Raw genomic sequence first — 24,617 nt, 5'->3', positions numbered from 1 at the left:
TGTGGGCGGAGGGGAGAAGCAACCTCCTCCCCTCCTTCGGTGTGATCAAGGGAGACGGATCAGACGATCGGATCGAGAACAGTCGGCCAGGCCTCCTTGTTGGTCTTGATGGCTTCGAGCAGTTTGTCCTCGCCGGTGCGCCGGGCGATCTTCTTCCACTCGGCCTCGGTGTCGGCCATCGCCTGCTCCGATGTCTTGGCCTTGGTCAGCGCCGCCATCAGGTTCTCGTCGAGCGCATTGTGGAAGGCGGTTGCGCCGGGATAGTTGATGGTCGGCACGGTGCGGGCCACCGTCTCGCGCACCACGTCCATGTGGTAGGCATGATAGGTCTGGCGCACCAGCGGATCGGAGAAATCGGAGAGCCGGAACGGGTCCAGGTAACCACCGGGGTTGGCGCTCATCCACGCGTAGATGCGGGCGGAACCCAGCCATTGCAGCAGGAGGTAGGCGGCCTCCTGGTTTTTCGACTGCGCCGAGACCATGCCGGTAAGCGAGAACCAGAGCACGGAACGGCTGATCAGCTTGCCGTCTATCTCGCGCCCGGGCGGCAGCATCGAGCCGATCTTGCCGGTGACAGCCGAATCCTTGTTACCGACATTGTCGAGGAATTTCGGCAAGTTGGAGAAGGCGCAGGTCATCGCCGCGCCGCCCTTGGCGAAGTTGCCGTATTGCTCGGGCCAACCCCAGGAGATCGCATCCGGCGAATGATGCGCGAGCGAAGCGACATATTCGTTGGTCGCCGCAATGCCTTGTTCCGAATTGATCATCGGCTTGCCGTCGTCGCCAAACAGGAACTGGTTGGGCGAGGCCATCGAGACGTAGCGCTGATACCAGTTGGTGTAGCCCCAGCCCTGGTTGCGCAGATCGGTCGAGCCGAACAGGCCCTTGTCCGGGCGCTGGAAGAAGGCGGCGATATCGCCATGCTGCTTCCAGGTTCTCGGCGGGGCCAGATCGTAGCCGTATTTGTCCTTGAACGCTTTCTTCTCGGCTTCGTCGCCGAACAGGTCTGCGCGGTAGACCCAGGTCTGGAAGTCGCCGTCCAGCGACACGCCATAGTTCGAGCCGCGGTATTTGTTGAGCAGCGATACGCCCTTGGCGCCGTTGACATAGCCGTTCGTGGGATCGTCCCACTCGGGCTTGTGCTGCGCGACGAAGTCGTCGAGCTTTGCGATGCCGCCGGTTTCGGCGAGGTCGCCGAGGCGGTTCCATTCAGTCGAATAGATGTCGTAGGCCCCACCCTTGGTGGAGATGTCCTGCATCGTCTTGGTGAATTCCTGGCCGTTCGGCAGTCCGACGATTTCGATCGGAATGCCGGTCTCCTTTTCCCACAGATCCTTGATCGAGGGCGCGCCGGCCGGGAATGGCTGCGTGAGCTGGCCGATCGAGCCGTCGGACAGGCCGAGCACGATCTTGGCCGGCGCCTTGCCGGCCCCCTTTAGCGCCTTGGCCGCCTCGATCGCGCGGCCTTCCGGCGTTTCGGCGCTATACTGATAGCGCTCGGCCCCATCGAAGCCCGTCGGGCCGCCGATCATGCCCGGCGCCAGCGCGTCGGCCGCATAGGCTCGGCCGGGACGAATGAATTGCGGCGCAATGCCGGTGGCGGCCACGATCACGGCCGCCTTTCCTCCGGACGCCAGCAAGCGACGCCGCGAGATGCGGATCAAATTGGACATTGAAACTCCTCCCTTAGGGCCACGTTTCCTCCACGACCCTGTGAGGGATATTGACGGCAGCATGGGAAGCCTGTCAACATCATAAGTAGTCAAAACACATCACAACATCGCAAATAGGGTGGGGAAATGCGCAAAACCGGGATCTACAGGTCTCTTCTGATGCCTCGATTTGAGGGGAAACGGCTGCTCCCGGCGCCGCGCAGCCTTGCCGGACGAGCTGATTTAGCGCGGCGGCTTGCGCATCGGCTAAGGGCGGATACATCATTTCCCATCAGAATCGCGGACGGCGCGAAAGCCGTCGCCAGCCGACCTGACGCATGCAGGAGATGAAAGACGGTGCGGTCCACCCTGACTGACATAGCCCGGGAAGCCGGTGTCTCGGCCGCCACGGTCGACCGAGTGCTCAACAACCGCCCCGGCGTGCGGGCGCGCACGCGAGAAATCGTGCTCGAAATGGCGCAGCGGCTTGGCTACATCGCCGAAAGCCCGAACGGGGCGCCACCGCGGCATTTGCAAGGCGATGTCATCCGGCTCGATTTCGCGCTGCCCGCCGGCACCAATTCATTCATCAAGATGCTGCACCGCCAGATCGAGGCGCAGGCGCAGTTACGGCCCGACCTCGATGTGCACATCGCCACCATCGAAGGGTTCAACCCGGACGGCCTCGCCCGCCTGCTGCAGGACTTACGCGGACAGACGCAAGGCGTTGGCGTCATTGCGCTCGACCACCCGACGGTGCGCGAGGCGATCCGCTCGCTGTCGGCCAACGACATCAAGGTGGTGACCATCGCCTCCGACATCCTGCATGTGCCCAGGGTCGATTATATCGGCATCGACAACCGCGCCGCCGGGCGGCTCGCCGGCTATCTGCTCAGCCGCTTCATGGGACCGGGACGGCCGGGCAAGGTGGCGCTGTTCGCCGGCTCGCTGTCCTATCGCGGCCATGAGGAACGCGAGATGGGGTTCCGCCATATCCTGACGGAGGAATCGCCCAATCTGCAGATCGTCGAAATGCGCGAAATGCTCGACGACCGCGAAAAGGCCTATTCGGAGGCATCCGCCCTGCTGGAGCGGCATCCCGACCTTGCCGCGATCTACAATGTCGGCGCCGGCAACACCGGCATCGCCCGCGCGCTCAAGGAGCGCGGCCGCGCCCGGTCCATGGTCTTCCTCGGCCATGAGGTGACGGACGGCACCAAGGATCTTCTGCTCGACGGCACGCTCGACGCGGTCATCGACCAGAACCCACGCGTCGAGGCCCGCGAGGCGCTCAACACCTTGGCCCATGCTGTCAGGGGGTTGCCCTATGAACTGCATCAGCCAAGGCTACAGGTGATCTTCAAGGAGAATATCCCGGAGATCTGACGGACCGAACGAGCGGCGCGGCGCGCCAAAAGGCGCCCGCCCCGCTCGGTCTTTCCGATCTACTGGACGGCAGCGACTTCCGCGGCAGCACCATCGACGAAGCTCTTGTCGACCCATTTGCCGTAGTTGATCGACCCCTTCAGCAACCCGGCGCTTGCCATGAATTTTTCCTCACCCTGCAAAGCGGTGATCGCATCGTCGGTGAGCTTCGGGTCCTGGTGGAACACGCCGTCGGCATAGGTCTTGCGCACGGATTTTTCCGACGACTTGGTCGCCTCGACAAAGGTCTTGATCGTTTCGTCGGGGTGCGCGTCGGCCCAGCGCGAAATCTCGATATCGACCTTGAGCAGCCGCTTGACGAGATCTGGGTATTTCGACGCGAAGGCGCCGTTGACCGAGATGACGTTGGGCACGTTCCATTCCGGATGCGTGCCGGTGTCGAACAGCACGCGCGCCTCGCCGGTGTCGACCAGCTTGGCCGCCGTCGAATCCGTCTCGACGATGGCGTCGATGTCGCCGCGCAGCAGCGCCGGACCGGACGCCTCGAAAGGCAGGTTCAACCCTTCGAGATCATTCGTGCTCAGGCCGACGCTGTTCAGCGCCTTGCTGAAATTCGAATGCCGCACCGTGCCGGTGAGATAGGCAACCTTCTTGCCCTTGAGATCCTGCAGCGTCTTCAGCGGCGAGTCGGCTTTGACGATGATGTAAGAGCCGCCTGCCTTCACGTAGCTCGACACACCGATCAGCTTGACGTCGGCACCGGACGCCGCGACGCGCAGCGCCGGATTGTTGCCGGTATAGGTGAACTCGATCGCGCCGGTGGCCAGCGCCGTCGTCGCCTCCGAGCCGCCATTGAAGGTCACCAGTTCGACCTTGATGCCGTCCTTGGCGAATTCCTTCTCCCACCAGCCGTCCTTCTGGGCGAGAATGAATTTGAGGTGCCCGGGCGCTGTGCTGCCGATGCGGATGACATCTGGCTTGTCCTGCGCAAAGGCAGGCATGCCGCCAAGGCCGATGACGACAGCAATGGCGCCCTTCAGGAGCAGCCGGCGAAATCCGTGGAACGAGATGCTGGACATGGAAAAATCCTTCCTGATTGGGATGAATGAGGGGCTTAAATGAGCGAAGTCTCGGACTGGCTCTTCCAGGCGGTCGCCCAACGCTCGAACCAGACGAGCAGGTAGTTGACGGTCAGCCCGATGACGGTGAGCGTCAGGATGCCGGCGTACATGTCGGCCGTTTCCATCATCAGCTGCGAGTTCTGGATGAGGAAACCGAGGCCGGACTTGGCCGCCAGCATCTCGGCGCCGATCACCGCGAACAACGAGGATTTCACCGCCAGCCGCGCGCCGGCGACGATCGAGGGAATGCTGGCCGGCAGGATGACCTTCCGGAACAGATCGAAATCGGACGTGCCCATCGAGCGCGCCGCCTTGATCAGCAGCGGATCGACCGACTTGACGCCGCTGATCGTGTTGACGAGAAGAAAAAAGACCGAGGAGTAGAAGGTGATCGCCACCTTCGATTCCTCGCCAATGCCGAGCAAAAGTATGAACACCGGCAGCAGCGCGAATTGAGAGGTGTTGCGCAGCGTCTGCACCAGGAGATCGCTGACCTTCTCGAACAGCGAGTAGCGCCCCATCAACAGGCCGAGCGGAATGGCAACCAGGACACCAAGCGCGAAGCCGATGGCCGCGCGCTGCAGGCTGATACCGATGTGCTCGACCAGCACGCCCGAGGCGAGCAGGTCCCACCAGGCGACCAGCACCCCGCTCAGCGGCGGAAAGAAGATGCGGTTCAGCCAGCCGAGCCGTGGCGCGATCTCCCACAGCAGGAAGAACAGGCCGAGCAGCGGCAGGCCGTAGACCAAGGTGCCGTGGCTCGCTTTCGTGCTCCGGGTTTTGGCACTGTGGGCCTTGATGGCGGGGACTCTGGCGGCGGCTACCGTTTCGCCAGCTCCGGCAAACAGATCAAGCGCTCCGGCGGTGCCAAACTTTTCGGTCAGATAAGCCATGGGTCCAGCTCCTCAGTGACTGAAGGCTGGCGACAGGGTCCAGTCCTTCTGCGCCTTGTTGACCTCATCGCGCAGCACGCCCCAGACGCGGGCGCGATAGGTGTTGAATTCGGCGCTGGCGCGGATGTCGGCATCGCGCGGCCGTGGCAGGTCGATGTCGATGATCTCTTTCACCGCGCCCGGCCGCGCCGTCATCACCACCACGCGGTCGGCGAGAAAGATCGCCTCGTCGATCGAGTGGGTGACGAAGATCACCGTCGTCTTGATCTTGCCCCAGATCCGCAACAGCTCGCCTTGCAGGAGCTCGCGGGTCTGCTGGTCGAGCGCTGCGAACGGCTCGTCCATCAGCAGCACTTCCGGATTGCTGGCCAGCGCACGCGCGATCGCCACGCGCTGCTGCATGCCGCCCGACAGCTGGTTGGGGAAACGGTCTTCGAAGCCGGCAAGGCCGAACAGCGCCAACAGATGGTGGGCGGTAGCGGTGCGTTCCGCCTTGGCGACGCCGCGCACTTCCAGTGCATATTCGATGTTGGCGAGCGCCGTGCGCCAGGGAAACAGCGCGTATTGCTGGAAGACATAGCCGGTCTTTGGATCGGGCCTAGTGATGCGCCGGCCGTCAAGCTGGACGTCTCCACTGGTCGCCTGCGTCAACCCGCCGATAATGTCGAGCAGCACGGATTTGCCAGAGCCGCTGGGTCCGACCAGCGTGATGAACTCGCCCTTGCGGATGGAAAGATCGACCCGATCGAGCACGGTGACGCGGTCGGTCGCCTCGCCATCGACTGTGACGAACTGCCCCGGCTTGAGCTGGAAGGTCTTGCTGATGTCGCTGACGACGATGCGATTCATATCTGTTCCGATCGGTTCACTGCGCCACGCGGATGCGGTGCGTCGGGTCGAATTCCGAGCCGCCGGCCTTGCCGCGCTTCCAGCCGAGCGCGCGGGCATAGGAGCCGAACAGCTGGCGTGCGTCGGCCTGAGCTTCCGTGATGCCGGTCGGCCCTTCGGCGAATTCGGCCACATAAAGCGCGTCGGTCGGGCAATAGATCTCGCAGAGGAAGCAGGTCTGGCAGTCCTCCTGGCGGGCGATCACCGGCACGCCGCTCTGCGTCGTGTCGAAGACGTTGGCCGGGCAGACCTTGACGCAGATGTCGCATTCGACGCAGCGCGTGGCCGAGACGATCTCGATCATGACGCCAGCTCCGCCAGCCGCTCGGGGGCGCCTGCGATGCGGAACTCATCGACCCCCGTGATCACCAGCCGGTGCGCGAAGGCCGGGCTCTTGCCCGGCAGGTCAGTACGGCGATGCATGCCGCGGCTCTCGGTCCGGTGCAGGGCGGCGGCCACCGACCAGCGCCCGACGGCAGCGATCGATGCCGCCTCGCGAGCGCGGACCCGGTCGAGCCCCTCGCCCTGCAGATGGTCGCGCACGTCGCGCCAGACACTCTCCAGCCGCTCGCTGCCTTTTTCCAGGCTCTCGCCAGAGCGGAAGAAATTCTTGTCGAGCGGCGTCACTTCGCTACGTACCGCCTCGATGATTTCGCCTGCCGATATGTCGGCGCGCGGCGTTGCCGCCGGGCGCAACCCAGCCTGGCCGAGCGACTGCGCAGCACTGCGAAACGCCTTACCGTTTCGACGCTTGGCATGGGTAGAGGCGCCCTTGCCGGCCCACCAGCCGCTGGCCAGCGCCCAGGACGAATTGACGGCGCCGCCACCCGAAACAGCCCCGGTCATGATCTCTCGGCTGGCGGCATCGCCGGCAACGTAGAGGCCGGGCACGCCGGTGGCGCAGTCGTCGGAGACGATATCGATGCCGCCCGTGCCGCGTACCGTGCCTTCGGCGCGCAAGGTGATGCGGAACAGTTCGCTGAACGGATCGATGCCGGCTCGGTCATAGGGCACGAAGCAATTCGGCTGGCCCTGGCGCAACCAGCCTTGCAACGCCAGTTCGGCCTGATCGAGCCGCGCATAGACAGGGCCGTCGATCAACGCGCGCGCCACTTCCTCCTCGCGGTTGCCGATGCCGTTGCGCAACGGCTCGCCGGTCGGCCCGAGGATCGGCGAACCGTCCTCGCGATGGAACGAGGCCCAGCGGAACGGCAGCCCCTTGTTCAGCGAAGAGCCATAGGGTGCCAGCGTGTACTTGCCGGTGAACTCCATGCCCGACAGGCTGGCGCCGGCTTCCGCCGCCATCAGATAGCCGTCGCCGGTCAGCCCGGTCGCGCCGAGAATGCGCTCGCGGAAGGCGCAGCCGCCGGTCGCCAGCACCACGGCATAGGCGTCGACGCGCCAGTCCTGGCCAACCTGCCTGGCGACACCGGCCGCCCCGACGATGGCGTCGCCATCCGACAGCAATTCAAGCGCGGGATGGTGGTCGAGCACTGTGACGCCGGCCAGGAGCACGCGGCGGCGCATGAAGCGCATGTAATCGGGGCCGCGCAGATTGGCGATGTAGAGCCGGCCGTCATCCTCGCTCGGAAAGGGGTAGCCCCACTCGGACAGCCGGAGCAGATTGCGGTAGGCGGTGTCGACGCAGCGCAGCATCCAGCGCGGATCGGCGAGTTCGCCGGTGCGCTGCCAGCGCCGCTCGACGACGGCATGCCTGTTGTCACCCGGCGGCACGCACCAGGTACCGGTGTTGGACGGCGCCGTGGCGCCGCTGGTGCCGAGATAGCCCTTGTCGGCCAGCACCACCTTGGCGCCGCTTTCGGCCGCCGCGACAGCCGCCCAGGCAGCCGACGGCCCGCCGCCCAGCACCAGCACATCGGCTTGGAGCTGCAAGCTGTCGGAAGCGGATTTTTGCGGCTTGGGCATGGATGCTCGGTGACTGAGTTCGCGACAGCGCGAGATGGCTACGAAGCGCGATCGGCGTTTGCGAACCACACCGGCTCGTTGCCGGCGCTCCACTTGATGTTGCAGCCGATCGACGGCACTTGGCTTGCCGCGGGCTTGCCGCCCTCCAGCACCGTATCCACTGCGGCGCGCAGATCAGCACCGGTCCCCGGTTTGCCGTTGCCCGGCCGCGCATCGTCGAACTGCCCGTGATAGGCGAGCCGCCGGTCGGCATCGAACAGGAAGAAGTCGGGCGTGCAGGCCGCGCCATAGGCCTTGGCCGTCTGCTGCGAGGCATCCTTGAGATAGGGGAAGGAATAGCCGAACTTTTCGGCCTCATCGCCGATGCGGGCAAGCGTCTCCTCGGGATGCGCCTCATAGTCGTTGGCGTTGATCGCCACCACTTGCAGCCCCTTGCCGGCATATTCCCTGGCGAAAGCGGCAAACTGCTCGCGGATCAGTACGACGAACGGGCAGCGGTTGGAGATGAAGGCCACGAGCAGGGCCGGCTTGGCATCGAAATCGGCCAGCCGGTGCAGCACGCCTTGCGCATCCGGCAACAGGAAATCGGCCGCCCTGGTGCCAAGCTCGATCGGGTTGGATTCTGTCTTCGGCATAGATGCGCTCCCCCAATTTTTGCGGCCGGTTTTTACAAAGCCAACGTGCGAGCGTTTAAGCGTCCGTAGTTAGTCTATGAATTTAGTATAATTATAGGCCGAAGAACACATTCACGGTCAACCGCGTGGCTTGGAATATCGTGCCAATGTTTCGAGCCGAGCCGGCACGTTTGTCCAAGCAGGGGCCCATCTGAAGAAATCCGGACGGATGAGGTTGTATTGAGGCCCCAGGGTCCGCCCGCGCGACGATGCCATCGCAGACACGCCGAACGTCAGGGCACCATCATCCTTACGGATAAAGCGCCCTGCCAGGATCGCATCTAATGTGCGCGGGCCAAAGCCGATGAGACGCTGGCCGCTGCCTACTGGCGGCGTGGCGCTGCGGGATTGATGGTTGGCCGAATGCTGACGATCGCAGCACCGTCCTCGCCGATACCAATCATGATCCTGTCGCCGGAGGCTATGCCGGCAATGTCGCACGCCACCAGCGGCATGCGGATCTCATAGAGAAATTCGGCAACGATCGCGCCAACCGCCAGGATCGGATCCTGCCGCTCCAGGAGCATGCCGGCCGGCGCGGTGCCCCTGCGGATCGCCTCGGCCAGGACCGAAGATGAGGACGACGAGCCACGCCCGCTCGGCATGACCAGGATCTTGCCGGCGACATTCTGGCCAAGCCCAGGATGCGAATGGTCCGTTATGTCGCCAGTTTCGGCATTGATGCCGCCCCAGAAGCTAAGCGGCTGCGAGAACACCAGCGCCTGACCCTCGGCCGCGCCCGCCAACTGGAAAGTGCCGGTTCGCTCCACCGGTCGCGTCATGAGGCGGTCCGCACGACATGGCCGGCCGCCGCCGAACGGATGCAGTCCTTCATCTCGGCGAAGGCGACGGATACGCCGATATTGCCGGGCGCATAATGCGCCCATTTGCCGGAATTGGTCATCACCACGCCGTCGAGGCGCTGAAGGATCGCAGTGACATAGGTGCAGGTATCGGCGACCGGGATCAGGCCGAACGCCTCCATGCCATCAAGCGCCCCCTCCGCCTGCAGTCGCGTCAGGGTAGCTCGGCCGGTGTTGACATAGATCGGAATGTGCCTGCCCGGTGCGATCTCGCGCAGCAACGGCAGCAGCCGCATCCATTCCTCATGCGAAAAATGCGGCGTGCCGAGCGACACCGCCGCCAGCGGCGCGCCGTCGGGTACGCTCGACAGCCGAGCCAGCGACTGATCGATATCGGCGCGGGTGATGCGGATCGTCTCCTCTGGGACATGACCGTGGAAGGCCTCGTCGAGCGTCCTGGCTTCCGGGGTGACGCCGACCGCATGGAACAGCGCCACCGCTCCGGTCGTTGCCGCCGCCGCGCCTAGCGCCTTCAACTGGTCCTCGTCGCGCGGCTGCGGCAGGCCGGCAATCACCGGAATGCGGTCGCCGCTCGCTTGCCCGATCACGAGCCCGATGCCGACGAACAGACTGTCGCTCGGCTCCAAGTCGGGAATGGCCAGCTCGAACAGGATTCGGCCGCGCCGGTTCTCACTCAGATGCAGGCCCCAGGCCGGCGCCCGTCCGGTCATGGCGCAGCACAAATCGATGAAATCGCCATAGCGGTTGGTCCGCGCGCCGATCACCGAATTGGCAAAGACGATGGCGTTGGATTCGCCCCAGGCGATCTGCTGGCCGAAGGCTGGCCGGAACCGTGTCTGATAAGGTGCGCAGGTGAAGGTCGCCTGGCAGCCAAGCTCCAGATGCGCCTTCATCAGCCGCCTCGCCGGCACCTCCTCCGCCGCCGGCATTTTCACCATGCCGGGATGGATCAGATCGAAAGAGCCGACGTTCAATGTCGTCGGCACCTGGACGCGGCCGCCGCCCTCGACCAGCCGCTCGACGAAATCGAGGCCGGCCTTGCCATGGTAGAGACAGCCATCGATATGGGCGCCGGCAATGTCGAGCAGATTGCCCGCGCCGACCGCATTGGAGAAGGCGATCAGAATCTTCATCGCCGCGGCTACGGAAGGGCCCTGCTCGCCGTCGAGCATGGATCGGTCCTCGGCCGTCAATTCCAACGTCATAGGTGTGCTCCGGGCCTTACTCGATCTTATGGCGGGACAGCACCCCCCTCTGCCCTGCCGGGCATCTCCCCCGCAAGGGGGGAGATTGGCTCTCATATCCGCCTTCGCAAATTCCCAACGCTTCGGGAAGAGCATCGGCGCTGAAGCTGCCGATCTCCCCCCTTGCGGGGGAGATGCCCGGCAGGGCAGAGGGGGGTGTGACGGAACGCTGTCTAACCCGCAATCAGCACCGTACTCTCAGGCGACCAGCGCAGCACCACCTGCTGGCCCTCCGCCAGTCTGTCGGCGCCGGTGTTCTGCACGATCACTTTCAGCATCTGGCCCTCGCGCTCGACGAAATACGTGCTGTTGTTGCCGGCGAAGATGCGCTTGGAAACCTGCCCCTTGAGCACGTTCGAATTGGCCGCATCCGAAGCCCCGCCATCCGTCGCGATGCGGATGCGTTCGGGCCGCACGGCACAACTCGCCTTGGCGCCGGCGGCAAGCTTTGCACCCACGCCCGAGGCAATCGCCGTGCCGTCCGGCAGCCGGATGCCGTTGCCAGTGCTGTCGCCACGAAAGATGTTGGCGTCGCCGAGGAATGTGGCGGCGAACTCGCTCTTCGGCCGGTCGTAGATCTCCTCCGGTGGCCCCTCCTGCACCAGCCTGCCGTCGCGCAGGATACCGATGCGGTCGCTCATCGTCAGCGCTTCTTCCTGGTCGTGGGTGACAAAGATAGTGGTGATGCCGATCTCGCGCTGGATGCGTTTGAGCTCGATCTGCATATCGACGCGCAACGCCTTGTCGAGCGCGCCCAACGGCTCGTCGAGCAGCAGCACGCGCGGCTTGGTGACGATGGCACGGGCGAGCGCGACGCGCTGGCGCTGCCCCCCGGAGAGTTGGTGCGGACGGCGGCCGCCGAGCTTGCCGAGTTGTACGAGATCGAGAGCGCGCTGCACCTCTAGAGCAATCACCGCCTTGGCCTCGCCGCGCACCGACAGGCCAAAGGCGACATTGTCGGCGACGCTCATATTGGGAAACAGCGCATAGTTCTGGAACACCATGCCGATGCGACGCCTTTCGACCGGCACCCGCTCGACGCTCTCGCCGCCGATGGTGATGCGGCCTGAATCGGGGAAATCGAAGCCGGCAATCTGCCGCAGCAGCGTGGTCTTGCCGCTGCCCGATGGCCCGAGCAGCGCATAGAAACCGCCATCGGCGAAGTCGATGGAGACGTCGTCGAGCGCCTTGTGTGCCCCAAAACTGCGCGAGATGTTCGATACCTGCACGCCGGCCATTATTTTTCTCCGCCGAATTTGAAGAACCGCGCCGTCAGCAGCATCAGCGCCATCGACACGACGATGATGATCGTCGAGACCGCATTGATCTCGGGCGTGAAACCCTTGCGGATTGCGGCGTAGATTTCGACCGGCAGTGTTGTCTGCCCCGGCGTTGCCAGGAAATAGGACACCACGAACTGGTCGAACGAGACGGCGAACGCGAACAGTCCGCCGGCAATGACGCCAGGCATGATCCAGGGCAGCGTGACACGCCGCGTCACTTGCCACTGGTTGGCGCCGAGCGAGCGCGCCGCCTCTTCCAGCTCCGGCGCGAAGGTCTGCAGCCGGGCCGAGACGACGACGATGACATAGGGCAGCGCCAGCGCGACGTGGCCGAGAAGGATCGCGTGCAGGCCGCGGCCGATGCCGACGCCGAAGAAAAAGATCAGCATCGCCGTGCCGGTGATGAGCCACGGTATGGCGATCGGCGGAAACAGCAGCGCCTGCAGGAATTTCTTGCCGCGAAAGTCATGGCGATAGAGCGCCAATGATGCCGCCGAGCCAAGCACCGTGCAGATGACGGTGGTGATGACCGCGATCTCGACACTGTTCCAGGTGGCGGCGATAAGCTGGTCGTTTTGCCAGAGCGACGCGTACCATTCGGTCGTCCATTCGAATGGCAATTGGTAGAAGGGCGAGACGTTGAACGACATCAACGCCATGATGATGATCGGCAGATAGAGAAAGGCGAGCAGCAGTCCGATGTAGAACCGGCCGAGCCCTTCGAGGATGCGGGTGGTCGCCATCACGCGGCTCTCCGCAACGCCGGCGACGCCATCGCCAGGATGACCAGCACCACCGCCAGCAAAATGAAGGAGAGCGCGGCACCCAGCGGCCAGTTGAACACGGCGACGAACTGGTCTTCGATGACCGTGCCGTAGAAGGTGCCGGTGCGGCCGCCGAGGATGCGCGGTTCCATGAACGAGCCGACGACCGGCACGAAGATCAGGGCGGCACCTGCCACCAGCCCCGGCATCGACAGCGGTATGATCACCCGCTTCAAGACCTGCAGGCGTGAGGCGCCAAGCGAGCGTCCGGCCTCGATCAGCGAGTCGTCGATGGCCTGCAGCGTGAGATAACAGGTCAGCACCATGTAGGGCACATAGGAATGCACCAGCCCGATGATGACGGCCGGATAGGAATACATCAGATCGATGTTGACCTTGAACGGCAGCACGGCGTTGAGCGCGGTGTCGAGGATGCCGCCCTCGCGTAGCACCATCGCCCAGGAGAAGATGCGCACCAGCCCGTTCGACCAGAATGGCAGGATGACGAGCAGGAAGATGGCCTCGCGGCTGCGCCCCTTCAGCACTTTGGCGAGCACGTAAGCCGCGGGATAGCCGATGATGACGCACCACAGCGTCACCTCGAGACCGAGGCGCAGCGAGGCCAGCAAAAGCGTCAGATAGAGGCTTTGCGAAAAGAAGGCGGCATAGTTGCCAAGCGTGAATGCCCACGGCTTTCCCGACAGGGGCAGCTCGGTCATGAACGAGAAGAAGACCATGGCCGAGAGCGGCAGGAAGATCGCCACCGTCAGCCAGAGATAGGCAGGTGCCAGCAGCGGCAATGCCGATCTCAGCCCGCTGCGCGATGCTGTTGCAGCTGCCATGAAAGCCTTCTCTCCCCCAGATTGGAAGAACCAGCCGGCGCGAACCGCCGGCTGGTTCCGATGCCGGCCTTATTTCACGTCGACCTTGAGCTGCTGCCACAGCGCCAGATAGGCCTCTCGCTGGGCGTCGGTGATGGGCGCCTGGAACTGGATGCGCTTGGCCACTTCGGGATCACCCATGACCTTGCGGTTGAAGGCATCCTCGGGCAGCGCTTCCACCGCCTTGGTGTTGGCCGAGACCGGCGCGCCGACCTTGGTAACCCATTCGACGTAGAATTTCGGATCGATCATGTAGTTGATGAAGGCCTCGGCCCCGGCGACGTTCTTGGCGCCGACCGGGATCGAAAACGCATCGAGCCAGGCGACGGCGCCTTCCTGCGGCACGACCAGCGAGACCGGCAGCTTGAAATGCGTCTTGGCGCGATCGGCCGAGCCGCTCCAATAGGTGCCGATGTCGATCTGGTTGGAGGCGACCATCTGGTTCCAGTCGTTCTCCGAGCTCCAGAAGGTCTTGATCTGCGACATCAGCGAGGTGAGCTTCGCCTTGACGGCGTTCATATCCTTGATATCGTTGATGTTCTGGCCGGTGGCGATGGCGCCGAACTGCACCGCCTCGACAGCGTCATCGCGAATGACGACGCGGCCCTTGTGCGCGGCATCCCACATTTCGGCGATGCTCGTCGGCGGCTTGTCGAAGGATTTGTCGTTGATGGCGAGCGCCGTCAGGCCCCATACCCACGGCACGCCATAGACCTTGCCATCATGGACGAGCATCGGCGATCCCGCCTTGTCCTTGTTGATATCGGCATAGTTCGGCAACTTGGAGACGTCGATGGGCTGGATCAGTTTCCCGGCCATCGCCTGGTCGTTGAAGGCGGCATTGATCATGACCACGTCGTAGAGGCCGGGATTGGTCCGGATCTTGGTCAGCATTTCCTGTTCGGAATTGAAGAAGTCGTTGACGACCTTGTTGCCGGTCGCCTTTTCGAAAGCCTCTACGGCCCACGGCTCGTCGGTGCCGTAGCCCTTCCAGTTGAGCACATGCACTTCGTCGGCCTTGGCGGCGAACGCGAGTGCGGAGGTAAAGACGGCGGTCGCCGTCAGCAGAGCAGTCAAGTCAGGCATGCGCATGGTTGGTTCCTCTCTGTGTTTGCCCGCTTCCCGGGCTTGTCAGGCTTTCCGGCAGTTATGCATTGGCCTTCTGTGTCCGGCCTGTCCCCGACGGGTCGGCGGCATGGCTCAGGAATGTCTGGATTTCGCGGTCGGTCGGCGCCGACGAGCCGCCATGGCGGGTAACCGAAATGGCGGCCGCGGCATTGGCATAACGCGCTGCCTCGAAGGGCGGGGCGCCGCGCGCCAGCGCGCTGACGAAAGCCCCGATATGGGTGTCGCCGGCGCCGTTGGTGTCGATTGCGGTGACCGCGTAGCCGCCAATGGTCCGCGCTGACCCATCGGCCAACCGCAGGTGGCAGCCCTTTGCGCCGGAGCGGATGACCACGCCGGCAGCCTGCGGACAATGCTCGTCCAGAAGTCGTGCCGCGACAGCCTCGACATCGCCCGGGCCGGCGATCTCGGCCGCTTCCGTCGTGTTGCAGCTCAGCCATGTGGTGCGCGCAAGCACCCGCGACAGGATCGGGCGCGCAATGTCCGTGATGACCGGCGTCGGGTCGAAGACGAAAGGGATTTCGTCCGGCAGCCACTCGATCCAGTCCGCCAGTGCGTCACGGCTTGCGGGGTAGCTCAGCGTGTAGCCGGAAGTGAACACCCAATCATCAGGCGCCACCGCGACCGGCGCCATCAATTCGAGGCTGAGCACACTTTCGGCCCCCGGCCACGACACGAAGGTGCGTTCGGCATCGCTCGAGATCATGGCGACGCAATTGCCGCTGTCCATCAAGGGCGATGGCGGTGTCAGTGTCGCGATGCCCTCGGCGGCGAAAGCGGTGCGCAGGAAGTCGCCATTCGGCCCGTTGCCGAGCTGGCCGCCGAAAACCACCTTCATCCCGGTGCGGCTGGCCGCGACCATCATGTTGAATCCGCCGCCGGCCACCTGGGCGAAGCTCGATGCCGTCTTCTCCATGCCGGGCGCCGGCAAGGCGTCGATGCGGTAGACATAGTCGACCACAGCACTACCGACATGGACGAGACGGCCATTCATGCCGCCGCGTCCTTGCCGGAGGCACTTTTCGCCACCCGTGCCGTCACGAGGTCGGCCGCAAGCGCGCGAACCTCTGACATGTCGATGCCCTTTAGCCGGGCGATGTGCTGTTGCGGCAGCCGGGAAAAGCCGGTGCAGGCGCCGGCCATGCCGGCCGCGATGGCGCCGATCGTGTCGGTATCACCGCCGAGATTGGCGCTGATGACCGCTGCTTTCCATGCATCGCCCCGGGCGACTTCCAGCACCGCGAAGGCAGCAGGAACGGATTCCTGGCTGGCGACGCCGGTGCCGACCAGATCGGTGATCAGCCGGATCGCATCCCTGATCGCCTTGCCTCGCACGATGTCCTGTGCCCAGACGATACGCGCGGCGATGTCGCCACCGGTGACCCAATGGCCGAGCGTCGCCCCTCGCCTCGCCGCCGCGACAGCGCTGGCGGAAGCATCGCGCCAACCACCGCCGGCGACGCCGCGGCTGACAGCGGCGGCAACAGCAGCGGCGGAGGCGATGGCGATCGAGGTGTTGTGCGTGGCCCGGCAGGTCTCCGCCACCTTGTCGACGAATGCCCCCAATGGTTCAAGCGGCATCATGATGCCGACCGGGGCAATGCGCATGGCCGCACCGTTGGTGTCGCCACTGCGTCCCGCTTCCTCTGCAGGCACGCCACTGTTGATAGCGTCGATGGCACGCTTGGTCGACGGTCCCAAAAGATCATAGCTGCCGCGCGCCTTGACCGCGCGTTCCCAGTCGAGCAGCGCATTGACCCAGCGCTTATGGTCGAAGCGGTCGCCGGATTCGACGAGAATGCGGCCGAGCAGCAGCGCTTGTTCGGTATCGTCGGTGATGGTACCGGCAGCCAATCCCTTCGACACTGGATGATTGGCGAAAGGCGCGATGAAATCCTCGACATGGCCGTAGAGTTCGGCAATCCGGGCCGGCGACAAAAGCTGCGTCGGCATGCCGAGCGCATCTCCCAGCGCTCCGCCGACAAGCGCGCCCATGGCGCGATCGAGCGGGTCCTTGGCTGTGTCCGGCATCGCTCAGAACCTCATATGCAGCGCGAAATGCGCGGGGTTGAGCAGGCTGGTGACATATTCGATCGGCCGGTCGTCGACGGCGCGCGTCAACCGGCGGCCGCGCAGGAACGGCGTGCCTTGCGGGCAGCCGAGGATAGTGGCGTCCTCGGCGTTGAGCATCTCGATCTCCACCCATTCCTCGCCGTGGTCGGGAATGAGGCCGGCGGCGCGCAGCGTCTGGTGCAGCGAGCCCTCGCGCAATCCGCGCAACGGCACGTCTTCAAGCTCGGGTGACAATGGCAGCCGGCTGCGCTCGATGGAGATCGCATGGCCGTCGCTGGCGTTGGTACGCACCCGGTCGACGGCGATGAAGAACGGGCTTTTGATACCAAGCAGCGAAGCCAGATCGGTATCCTCGATGACCTCCAGCCGCAGCGTCCGCGTCTCGGCATTGGCGCCCGCATCGGCCAACGCCCGCGACCAGCCGATGGCGTCGTCGACCGGCTTGCCATCGAAAGTGACGAAGGAGCCGATTCCGACCTTGGTGGTGATCAGCCCGCGGCTGGACAGTTCCTCGAGGCCCTTGCGGACCGTATTGCGGCTGACGGAGAAGCGCTGGACGAGTTCGTTCTCGCTTTGCAGGCGGTCGCCGAAACCGAGAACGCCGGAGCGGATTTCATGTTCGAGAACGGTGGCGATCTGTTCGGGCTTGCCCGTGCCTGGAGACAGTTGAACTGCGCGCCGCTTCATATAGGTACCTGTTCAGTGAACCTGTATAATCCTGTTCAATACAGATCTACGGACGCCGTGTCAACGTGACCTGAGGACGAGCAAACGGGCGCGGATGTTGGAGGAACGCCTACAAAAGCGCCGACGACGGGCGGGCATACGGACTGCGAAGGCCGACCACCATCAAGAGGATAGCGCTGGTTCTTGATTCAATCCTGGCCGGAACCGTTACGGTATCGACACTTCACGGGGCTCAACGAGGATATCCGCCTCGATCGCGGCGTTGATGAATGCCGCCCGTGCCGCCGAGGCTTCTTTCTTCCCCTCAAGCACGGCCAGGCAGACCTTGCGAGCAACCATGTGCCGTTGCCCGGTTGCAACCGGCCAGCGGTTCATCAATATGTCGGCAGCCTGGGCGACCCGCTCCACGTTGAAGATCGAATTTCGCGATCGGCCGAGCGCAATCCGGACCGGCTCATCGAAACGCTGGTCTTGCACCACCCCACCTCCCGGAATCGAACGTGCCGACCCAATCCCCTGTATTGTGATAGGTTTCGCGCCAAAGGTGCAAGATGTCCGATTCCAGTGGCCAGAAAAATCCCAGGCTGATCGTCGTCGTCGCATTCGATCGCGGCGAGGACGACGACTTGTTTCCAGCCTTTGGACCCGCCGACCAGCAGAGCAAGGATCGCGCCATACGCACCGCCAGGGCTCTGGCGGCAAAGCATGCCGGCGTCATCGCCTGGAGCCGCGAGGCCGATCCGACGCTGGGCGAATATGGCCCGCCGAACACGCTCTTCGTCAGCGGCGATGTGCCTGACATGGAGTAATCGATCGGCGCCAGTACCTGACCCGAACCAAGCGTCCGGCGGCTAGGAGTGACGTTCCCCGGAAAACCGTTGCCCTCCTTGACGCTTGACGCAAGCGGCTCTTCGGCCGCCAAGCAAAAGCCCGCCACGGGCGAACCGGGGCGGGCCTTGGAGGAGGACAAGGTGTGGGACCCTCTCCTCTTGTTTCCACGGGGGGTGTGGACCGCGATTACTTTACGAAAATTCCCAAACGAGCCGGATCACAAACGGATCGTGGCACATCACAATCGGGTGCGTGCCGGCATCAAGGCGGTCACGAGATCGCGATCGCTCTTGATGACTGACGCTCTACTCCGACGATTGCGGCTGCGCCCATGGATGACGCCCAGGGCAACGCATAATGGCTGTGATCGCAGCCGATAGGCCTGCCTATCAGGCGATCCCGTAGAACAGCCTGTAGTGGACGCGCTTCATATAGTCCCGGTACTCCGGCGTGGCGGCCAGCAGCGCCTCTTCGCGCAGGATGCGATGCACCTGGAAGAAGGTGATCACGGCGTAGACGGCGAGATTGTAGAAGGAAAAGGCGGACAACAGGAACAGGACATGGCCGGCAAGGTAGCCGGCATAAATCGGGTGCCGCACCAGACGGTAGGCACCACCGGTCATCACACCGCGATTGCCCGGCAGAATGGCAAACGAACGCCCCAGAGATATCTTTCCCCAGATCACGAACCCCAACGCCAGGGCTTGCAGCGGCGCGGCGGCATAGACCGGGATGATGGCTGCCCCGGGCTCCAGGTCGATGAAGCCGACACCGAAGCTGGCGATCACGGAGACAACTGCCGTGAGCGGGTTCCAGTCGCGAACCTGCGGTCGCCGCGACAGAAGCAGCCAGGTAAAAGTCAGAACCTCGGAAATCGCCACCAGCGCCACGTTGAGGCGGGTCGGGTCGAGCATGAGGTGATACACGCCACGGTAGACGAACATCCCCGCGAAAGCCAGCGCGCAGATCCGAAAGAAACCCTCCCGCAAATCGACCAGGATTTCGCGCTTCCGGGCCGCGGACAAGATCCTGTCGTCATTGATGTGCGAAAGGGTTTCGCTTTTTGATATGAGCAAGGCAAGCACCCCAATGATCCCTCGGGGCAACCTTTGCACGCAACCATTGCCGGGCGGTTAATCAACAAGATCAGATCAGCACTAAACGGGATATGACGCACCGAGGATGCAGCGCGAAGCGCGCCCTAGCGGCTCGCAAGAAGTCGGGCCGGCACCATGGCGGCAGGCAGGTCTGATCCATTCCGCTCTGCAATTTCTGCTTGCATTTTTGGAACAAATGACGAACACTAGGCAGGTCACCGCTGAAGCGGGTGTTCGGGGGGCCAGCGAAATGGCGCGTTGGAAAGGTGCGGGGCTGGCTGCCGCCGTAAGCGGATTATTTGCGCTGACGACAGCCCTTCCATGGGTGCGCTTGTCGCTGGAAAGCCTTGTCGTCCTCCTTATCCTGAACACATCCGCCCTCGCCACCGGCAAGGATTACGCTGTCTGCTTCAGCGACCGCAAGGTCGGTGCCGATCAGCTCATCGCCGCCTGCACGCCGATTGCCGATGACAAGACGGCACCGTCGCGGAACCGTGTCATCGCCTATTTCCGTCGCGGCCTCGCCTGGGACGACAAGCATGATTACGACCGGTCGATCGCCGACTACAGCGAAGCGATCATGCTCGATGCCAGAGATGTCTCGGCCTACTTCAATCGCGGGGCTGCCTGGTACAACAAGGGGGAAAACGACCGCGCCATCGCTGACTTCAATGTCACAATCAGCCTCGAGCCTGGCTCCGGCGACGCCTACTACAGCCGTGGCCTGGCCTTCTTTCGCAAAGGCAAGACCGACGCGGCTATTATCGATTTCGAGCAGGCGCTCACTGTCGATCCGCAAAACCACAATGCGCGCAACAGTCTCGGCGCCACCTGGCAACGCAAGGGCGACCACGACAGGGCTATCACCGAATATGACGAGGCGATCCGCCTCGATCCACAAGGCGCCGCAGTGTATGTCAACAGAGGCATCGCCCACGCTTCCAAAGGCGACTACGACCTTGCGATAGCTGATTTCGACCATGCCATCAGCCTCGATCCGGAAAGCGTCGACGCCTACGCCAATCGAAGCGCTGCCTGGATTGGCAAGAGCGACTGGCCGCGCGCAGTTGCCGATGCCAATCGGGCGATTGGGCTCGCCCCCGACAGCGCGGACGGCTACTACAACAGGGCCGTCGCCTGGACGAATACAGGCGGCAATGATCGCGCCATAGCTGATTTCGATAAGGTGATCGACCTCAACGCGAAGGATGCTGCCGCCTATTTCGGCCGCGCGCTCGCATTGACCCGCAAAGGCGATCGTGACCGCGCGACGGCCGACTGCCGAAAAGCCATGGAACTCGAACCACAACGGTCCGGCGCCTGCAACGAGCAGGTGACAGGCGGTGAAGCTCCGTCTGCGGATGCATCTATGGCCGCTCCCCAGCAGGACAATTCAGCGGCTATCGCCTGGAATCTGCAACGGGGGTTGAACCAGCAGATTCAAGGCTATGTCGGAGGCGCGATAGACTCGTTCAGCTTTGTAATCGGGCTCGATCCCAACAATGCCGAAGCCTATTACGATCGCGCCCTGGCCAGGGCGTCTGTAGGAGACTACGTGATTGCCGCTGCCGACTGCAGACAGGCAATCAAGCTCGATCCGAAACGGACAGGTACCTGCAACGAACAGGCCGCAGACGACAGGGTCCGGCCAGTCGAACCCGTTGCGTGGGAGGCCAAGGACAATCACAAGCGCGCCGAAGCCGACCGCAAGAAGGCGCGGACCCTCGGCGCGAACTAGACAGGTTCAGGGAGGGCCGGTGGATGGGACGTTGGAAAGGCTTTAGCGTGGCGGCGGTCGCCGCTTTGTCGTTTGTTGCGATAAAGGTATTGCCCTGGGCGCTCGGCTTTGCCGGCGGCAAATATCTTTACCAGACAGTGGCGGGTTCGCCCGATCCACAAATGCTGACCACAGCTCAGGTAAGCGAACAGATTGAAAGCCAAGGAAGCCAGATTTTCAAGGCAATCAAGCAGGAGTTTCCAGACGACTACGACGTCGTCGTGGAAAAAATCACGGCCGTGGCCAGACTTGGAAATGTCGATCAGGTGCGAAATGCGAGCAGGATGGCTGTCGCCGATCTCAGGCGAAGATACGCATCCCTGCTGTCCTCGGCTCCGGACGGCAAAGCCGCCGAAGCGCTGCGTGCACAATCGGATATGCTCAACCATGTCATGGCGCGGGAAACCGCTGCCATCTGCAACAACTACCTTCGTGAAGGGCCGGATGCACTCGGCACGCCGGACCAGGATTTCCTGATCGACATGGACAAGGTCGGCGCCACCCTGTTCCACGCTTTCGGCGCAGCGAAGAATGGCAGTCTGCCGGCCGCCGCTGCCAGCGACGGAGACTGGTCGCTGCTGGCCGACGCTTTCATCAACGCTGGCGGCACTCCCGCCGAGATGACTGCCATTGCCAATATGAGCCGGGAATTCGAAGGTCTCTGCCCAGCCGTAGCAAAACTCTACGCAGCCGCCCTGCCGCTGCAGGGTGAACCCGGGCGACACATCAAAACCACTCTGCTCTATGAGATCGTCCGGAATTGAATCGGTCGGGTCTGCTGATCTGTGGGTCTGACGTAAAGCTGCCGCACCTCGTGAGCTTCTTGGCTGGCCAGCCATTTCCTCGAAGGTCGAGAGCCGATTGGCTCCCTACCCCAGAGCTGAATTGCTGAAATACTTCGCGAAATCAGGGCGTTGCGTCAGAACTTTGCCATTGGCATCGCGCAGGATTCCGGACGCGAAGAGGTAGTCGCCGATCGCTTCCATCTTGGCCGTATCCATCGTCCCGATGGCGCCGCTTTGGCTCCGCAGATAATGGCCGTCGACCAGCATCTTCAGTGAAGCCTCGATCAGTGCCGGGTTGGTCAGCGTATCCTTGTTGGCGGCGACCAATAGGGCTGCCGCCTCCTCGCGATGATCAACCGCGAACTGGTAACCGCGCCGCGTTGCCTGGACGAAGGCGGCAGCAGGTTTCGGATTTGCCTCGAGATAGGCTTCGCTCGAAGAGATCAGTGTCGTGTGCTCATCGGGCACGCCGTAATCGGCATAGACGAAACTGCGCTGCTTGATACCTTTCAACTCGGCATCAACGCCTTCCCAGGTCGACACTTCGAGCGTGAAGTCGACCGAACCGTTGGCCAGCGCCTCATAGGCTGAGGTACCCAGCGTCACCGTCTCGAAATTGCCTTTGCCGCCGTCGTGCCGGATGATCGTGCCGATTAGTGCGTTTTCCCAGGCGCTGCCGAAGCCGCCATAGGTCAGGCCGTCGAGATTCCGCGGGCTTTTGATCTCGCTGCGAGCCGCGTTGAAAACCACGCGGCCGGTTTCGGATTGCACCACCGCGTAGACGCCCTTCAGGTCGGCCCCGGCGGCTTTCTGGGTGAACAGGCTGATCGTGCCGTTGATGCCGAAATCGGCGACGCGGTTGGCGACCAGCGTGCCAGCACCGGCATCGCTGTAAGGCAGGATCCCGACCTCGAGTCCAGCTTCGGAATAGAACCCCTTGTCGCGGGCGACGAACAGGCCGATGTGATTGGTGTTGACCGTCCAGTCGAGTGCGACGGTAACCTTTTGCGCCGCCGATTGTGCCCGGGCTCGCCCCGATCCGGCAAACAGCGGAAGGCCGGTGGCAAGGGTCAGCAGCAGAGCCTGCCGGCGCGTCAAGTCAATCATGGTCATTTCCTTTGGATGGGTTGGGGTTGAGGATGATGTCGAGGATCTCGGCCTCGAGCGCACTTGCCTGGCGCGCAGCATCGCCGCCGAGGCTGCGCGGTCGCGGCAGCGGCACCTTGATTTCGCGCACGATGCAGGCCGGGCGCGCCGACAGCACATAGATGCGGTCGGACAGGAACACGGCTTCGCGCACATCATGGGTGATCAGGAGCGCCGTCCAGCCGTGATCCCGCCACATCCGCTCAAGTCAGCGCTGCATCGCGGTGCGCGTGAGCGCGTCGAGCGCGCCGAAAGGCTCGTCGAGCAAAAGCATGTCGCGCTCCTGCACCACCGTGCGCAGCAGGGCCGTACGCTGGCGCATGCCGCCGGACAGCTGAGCAGGAAAATGCCGCTCGAAGCCAGCAAGCCCGAACTCGGCAAACAGCGGCGCAACACGTGCCCGCGCCGCCTTGCGCCCGATGCCCTGCACTTCGAGCCCCAGCGTCGTGTTGTCGAGAATGCGTCGCCACGGCATCAGCGCGTCGCGTTGCGGCATGAAGGCGAAATGCCTGCCGTGGTCATCGAGGGCGCGCCGTCGAACAACATCTCGCCCTCGCCGTGCTCGGCGCCGGTCAGAAGCTGGAACAGCGTCGACTTGCCGGCGCCTGAGGGCCCAAGCACCGAGACGAACTCACCAGCGCCGACACTCAGCGAAATATCGGCCAGCACGTCGAGCCCACCGAACGCCTTGCGCACATGCCGCAGTTCGAGCCGGCTCATCGCCGCTTCCCTGCGGTTTGCTTGCCCTCCCAAGGCATGGCAATGCGCTGCAACAGTACGGTCAACCCGAACAGGGCAAGCGTAAGCGCTGCGCTGACGCCGACAGCGGCCAGCACCAGGTCGGGGCGGAAATCGTTCTTGGCGTTGAGCATATAGATGCCCAAGCCCTTCGCCGCACCCGCATATTCGGCGAAGATAGCGCCGACCACGGCATAGGTGATGGAGATCCTCAGGCCAGCAAAGAAGTAAGGCAGCGCCGAAGGCAGCCGCGCCAGCACGAAGATGCGCCAGCGCCCTGCCCCCATGGCGTGCAGCATCTGGCCGATCTCGGCCTCGGTCGACTCGTAACCCTCGACCAATGCCACCAGCATCGGAAAGAAGGTGACCAGCGCCACCAGCATGATCTTGGGCGCCAGTCCGAAGCCAAACCACAGCACCACCAGCGGCGCGATCGCCACCAGCGGCAATGTCTGGCTGAAGATGAAGACGGGAAACAGCGCGCGGCGCAGCGGCTGGAAAAAGTCGACAAGTATCGATAGCGCAAAGGCGACGCTGAGCGAACAGGCAAAGCCAAGCAGCGTGGCGCGGATGGTCGGAGCGGCGTTGTCGATCAACGCCTCGCGATTGAGCATCGCTTGCTCAAGGACGCGTGACGGCGCCGGCAGTGTCGTCGGCTTGATGCCGGAATAGATGGCATAAAGCTCCCAGGCCAGCAGGAGCAGTCCGACCGACATCGTCACCGGTACCGCCTTGACAAGAAGGCTCGCGATCGGGCGCGAAGAAACTGGGGATGGGACCACGGCAGGTAACCTTTGACGGCCTCGCATAGGCGGCGGCTGT

25 protein-coding genes and 1 pseudogene are annotated in these 24,617 nt (G+C 63.6%); 4 read left to right on the top strand and 22 right to left on the bottom strand.

Features of this window, described 5'->3' with window-relative positions; genetic code table 11:
• Window positions 1-59 precede the first annotated feature (59 nt).
• Window positions 60-1,673: an extracellular solute-binding protein gene (locus tag NKJ01_RS15120; protein WP_023760991.1), complete on the bottom strand. Its 1,614-nt coding sequence runs from the start codon at window positions 1,671-1,673 to the stop codon at window positions 60-62.
• 336 nt (window positions 1,674-2,009) lie between these two features.
• Between NKJ01_RS15120 and NKJ01_RS15115 the strand changes: the two genes are divergently transcribed.
• Window positions 2,010-3,038 carry a LacI family DNA-binding transcriptional regulator gene (locus NKJ01_RS15115; RefSeq protein ID WP_352729002.1) on the top strand — a complete coding sequence of 343 codons (1,029 nt, stop codon included), beginning with the start codon at window positions 2,010-2,012 and terminating at the stop codon, window positions 3,036-3,038.
• Window positions 3,039-3,097: 59 nt separating this feature from the next.
• Here NKJ01_RS15115 and NKJ01_RS15110 read toward each other — a convergent pair whose 3' ends face one another.
• From NKJ01_RS15110 to NKJ01_RS15035, 16 genes are all read right to left on the bottom strand, one after another.
• The gene (locus tag NKJ01_RS15110; protein WP_352729000.1) at window positions 3,098-4,117 is read right to left on the bottom strand and encodes an aliphatic sulfonate ABC transporter substrate-binding protein; all 1,020 of its coding nucleotides are present in this window, start codon (window positions 4,115-4,117) and stop codon (window positions 3,098-3,100) included.
• A gap of 35 nt (window positions 4,118-4,152) precedes the next feature.
• A complete protein-coding gene (locus NKJ01_RS15105; protein WP_352728998.1) occupies window positions 4,153-5,052 on the bottom strand; it encodes an ABC transporter permease in 900 nt (299 codons plus the stop codon).
• Between the two features lie 12 nt (window positions 5,053-5,064).
• A complete protein-coding gene (locus NKJ01_RS15100; protein WP_352728996.1) occupies window positions 5,065-5,901 on the bottom strand; it encodes an ABC transporter ATP-binding protein in 837 nt (278 codons plus the stop codon).
• A gap of 16 nt (window positions 5,902-5,917) precedes the next feature.
• Complete coding sequence (locus NKJ01_RS15095; RefSeq protein ID WP_352728994.1) at window positions 5,918-6,244, bottom strand: 4Fe-4S binding protein; 327 nt, start codon at window positions 6,242-6,244, stop codon at window positions 5,918-5,920.
• Entirely contained in the window at window positions 6,241-7,866 is a 1,626-nt protein-coding gene (locus NKJ01_RS15090; protein WP_352728992.1) for an FAD-binding protein, read from the bottom strand. Before NKJ01_RS15090 ends, NKJ01_RS15095 begins: the two co-directional genes overlap by 4 nt.
• 38 nt (window positions 7,867-7,904) lie before the next feature.
• Window positions 7,905-8,501, bottom strand: coding sequence for a thioredoxin family protein (locus NKJ01_RS15085; protein ID WP_352728990.1), 597 nt, complete (start codon window positions 8,499-8,501; stop codon window positions 7,905-7,907).
• Between the two features lie 362 nt (window positions 8,502-8,863).
• Window positions 8,864-9,322 carry an aconitase X swivel domain-containing protein gene (locus NKJ01_RS15080; protein ID WP_023760999.1) on the bottom strand — a complete coding sequence of 153 codons (459 nt, stop codon included), beginning with the start codon at window positions 9,320-9,322 and terminating at the stop codon, window positions 8,864-8,866.
• Window positions 9,319-10,569 carry an aconitase X gene (locus tag NKJ01_RS15075; RefSeq protein WP_352728988.1) on the bottom strand — a complete coding sequence of 417 codons (1,251 nt, stop codon included), beginning with the start codon at window positions 10,567-10,569 and terminating at the stop codon, window positions 9,319-9,321. Before NKJ01_RS15075 ends, NKJ01_RS15080 begins: the two co-directional genes overlap by 4 nt.
• A 212-nt stretch (window positions 10,570-10,781) precedes the next feature.
• The gene (locus tag NKJ01_RS15070; RefSeq protein ID WP_352728986.1) at window positions 10,782-11,846 is read right to left on the bottom strand and encodes an ABC transporter ATP-binding protein; all 1,065 of its coding nucleotides are present in this window, start codon (window positions 11,844-11,846) and stop codon (window positions 10,782-10,784) included.
• Entirely contained in the window at window positions 11,846-12,634 is a 789-nt protein-coding gene (locus NKJ01_RS15065; RefSeq protein WP_352728984.1) for an ABC transporter permease, read from the bottom strand. The genes NKJ01_RS15070 and NKJ01_RS15065 overlap by 1 nt, the downstream gene beginning before the upstream one ends.
• Window positions 12,634-13,497: an ABC transporter permease gene (locus tag NKJ01_RS15060; protein ID WP_352728982.1), complete on the bottom strand. Its 864-nt coding sequence runs from the start codon at window positions 13,495-13,497 to the stop codon at window positions 12,634-12,636. Before NKJ01_RS15060 ends, NKJ01_RS15065 begins: the two co-directional genes overlap by 1 nt.
• Before the next feature lie 69 nt (window positions 13,498-13,566).
• Window positions 13,567-14,628 (bottom strand): ABC transporter substrate-binding protein, encoded by a 1,062-nt coding sequence (locus NKJ01_RS15055; RefSeq protein WP_352728980.1) that lies wholly within the window; start codon window positions 14,626-14,628, stop codon window positions 13,567-13,569.
• A 55-nt stretch (window positions 14,629-14,683) separates the two neighbouring features.
• Window positions 14,684-15,655 carry a PfkB family carbohydrate kinase gene (locus NKJ01_RS15050; RefSeq protein ID WP_352728978.1) on the bottom strand — a complete coding sequence of 324 codons (972 nt, stop codon included), beginning with the start codon at window positions 15,653-15,655 and terminating at the stop codon, window positions 14,684-14,686.
• On the bottom strand, window positions 15,652-16,692 hold the full coding sequence (locus NKJ01_RS15045) for an ADP-ribosylglycohydrolase family protein (RefSeq protein WP_352728976.1): 1,041 nt from the start codon (window positions 16,690-16,692) through the stop codon (window positions 15,652-15,654). The genes NKJ01_RS15050 and NKJ01_RS15045 overlap by 4 nt, the downstream gene beginning before the upstream one ends.
• A gap of 3 nt (window positions 16,693-16,695) precedes the next feature.
• Complete coding sequence (locus NKJ01_RS15040) at window positions 16,696-17,421, bottom strand: GntR family transcriptional regulator (protein ID WP_023761007.1); 726 nt, start codon at window positions 17,419-17,421, stop codon at window positions 16,696-16,698.
• A gap of 207 nt (window positions 17,422-17,628) precedes the next feature.
• Window positions 17,629-17,898 carry a DUF982 domain-containing protein gene (locus NKJ01_RS15035; protein WP_023761008.1) on the bottom strand — a complete coding sequence of 90 codons (270 nt, stop codon included), beginning with the start codon at window positions 17,896-17,898 and terminating at the stop codon, window positions 17,629-17,631.
• Window positions 17,899-17,972: 74 nt separating this feature from the next.
• Between NKJ01_RS15035 and NKJ01_RS15030 the strand changes: the two genes are divergently transcribed.
• A complete protein-coding gene (locus NKJ01_RS15030) occupies window positions 17,973-18,230 on the top strand; it encodes a hypothetical protein (protein ID WP_352601963.1) in 258 nt (85 codons plus the stop codon).
• Between the two features lie 411 nt (window positions 18,231-18,641).
• On the opposite strand, the gene NKJ01_RS15025 is transcribed toward NKJ01_RS15030, so the two are convergent.
• Window positions 18,642-19,277, bottom strand: a complete 636-nt coding sequence (locus tag NKJ01_RS15025) for a methyltransferase family protein (protein WP_352601965.1) — start codon at window positions 19,275-19,277, stop codon at window positions 18,642-18,644.
• A gap of 322 nt (window positions 19,278-19,599) precedes the next feature.
• Here NKJ01_RS15025 and NKJ01_RS15020 point away from each other — a divergent pair, with 322 nt between their 5' ends.
• Window positions 19,600-21,087, top strand: a complete 1,488-nt coding sequence (locus tag NKJ01_RS15020; protein ID WP_352728973.1) for a tetratricopeptide repeat protein — start codon at window positions 19,600-19,602, stop codon at window positions 21,085-21,087.
• A 23-nt stretch (window positions 21,088-21,110) separates the two neighbouring features.
• A complete protein-coding gene (locus NKJ01_RS15015) occupies window positions 21,111-21,890 on the top strand; it encodes a hypothetical protein (protein ID WP_352728971.1) in 780 nt (259 codons plus the stop codon).
• 105 nt (window positions 21,891-21,995) lie between these two features.
• Here the strand turns inward: NKJ01_RS15015 and NKJ01_RS15010 are convergent, their stop codons facing one another.
• The 4 genes and pseudogenes from NKJ01_RS15010 to NKJ01_RS14995 form a co-directional block, all read right to left on the bottom strand.
• On the bottom strand, window positions 21,996-23,018 hold the full coding sequence (locus NKJ01_RS15010) for an ABC transporter substrate-binding protein (protein WP_352728969.1): 1,023 nt from the start codon (window positions 23,016-23,018) through the stop codon (window positions 21,996-21,998).
• Window positions 23,011-23,256, bottom strand: a complete 246-nt coding sequence (locus NKJ01_RS15005; protein ID WP_352728967.1) for a hypothetical protein — start codon at window positions 23,254-23,256, stop codon at window positions 23,011-23,013. Before NKJ01_RS15005 ends, NKJ01_RS15010 begins: the two co-directional genes overlap by 8 nt.
• Before the next feature lie 9 nt (window positions 23,257-23,265).
• A pseudogene (locus tag NKJ01_RS15000) lies at window positions 23,266-23,777 on the bottom strand (ATP-binding cassette domain-containing protein).
• On the bottom strand, window positions 23,774-24,604 hold the full coding sequence (locus NKJ01_RS14995) for an ABC transporter permease (protein WP_352728966.1): 831 nt from the start codon (window positions 24,602-24,604) through the stop codon (window positions 23,774-23,776). The pseudogene NKJ01_RS15000 and the gene NKJ01_RS14995 overlap by 4 nt, the downstream one beginning before the upstream one ends.
• Window positions 24,605-24,617 lie beyond the last annotated feature (13 nt).

Source organism: Mesorhizobium sp. M0276, from assembly GCF_040321755.1.
In the GTDB taxonomy this organism is placed as follows: Bacteria; Pseudomonadota; Alphaproteobacteria; order Rhizobiales; family Rhizobiaceae; genus Mesorhizobium.
The sequence above is the reverse complement of the archived record's forward strand: the minus strand, read 5'-3'. Positions and strand labels throughout refer to the sequence as shown.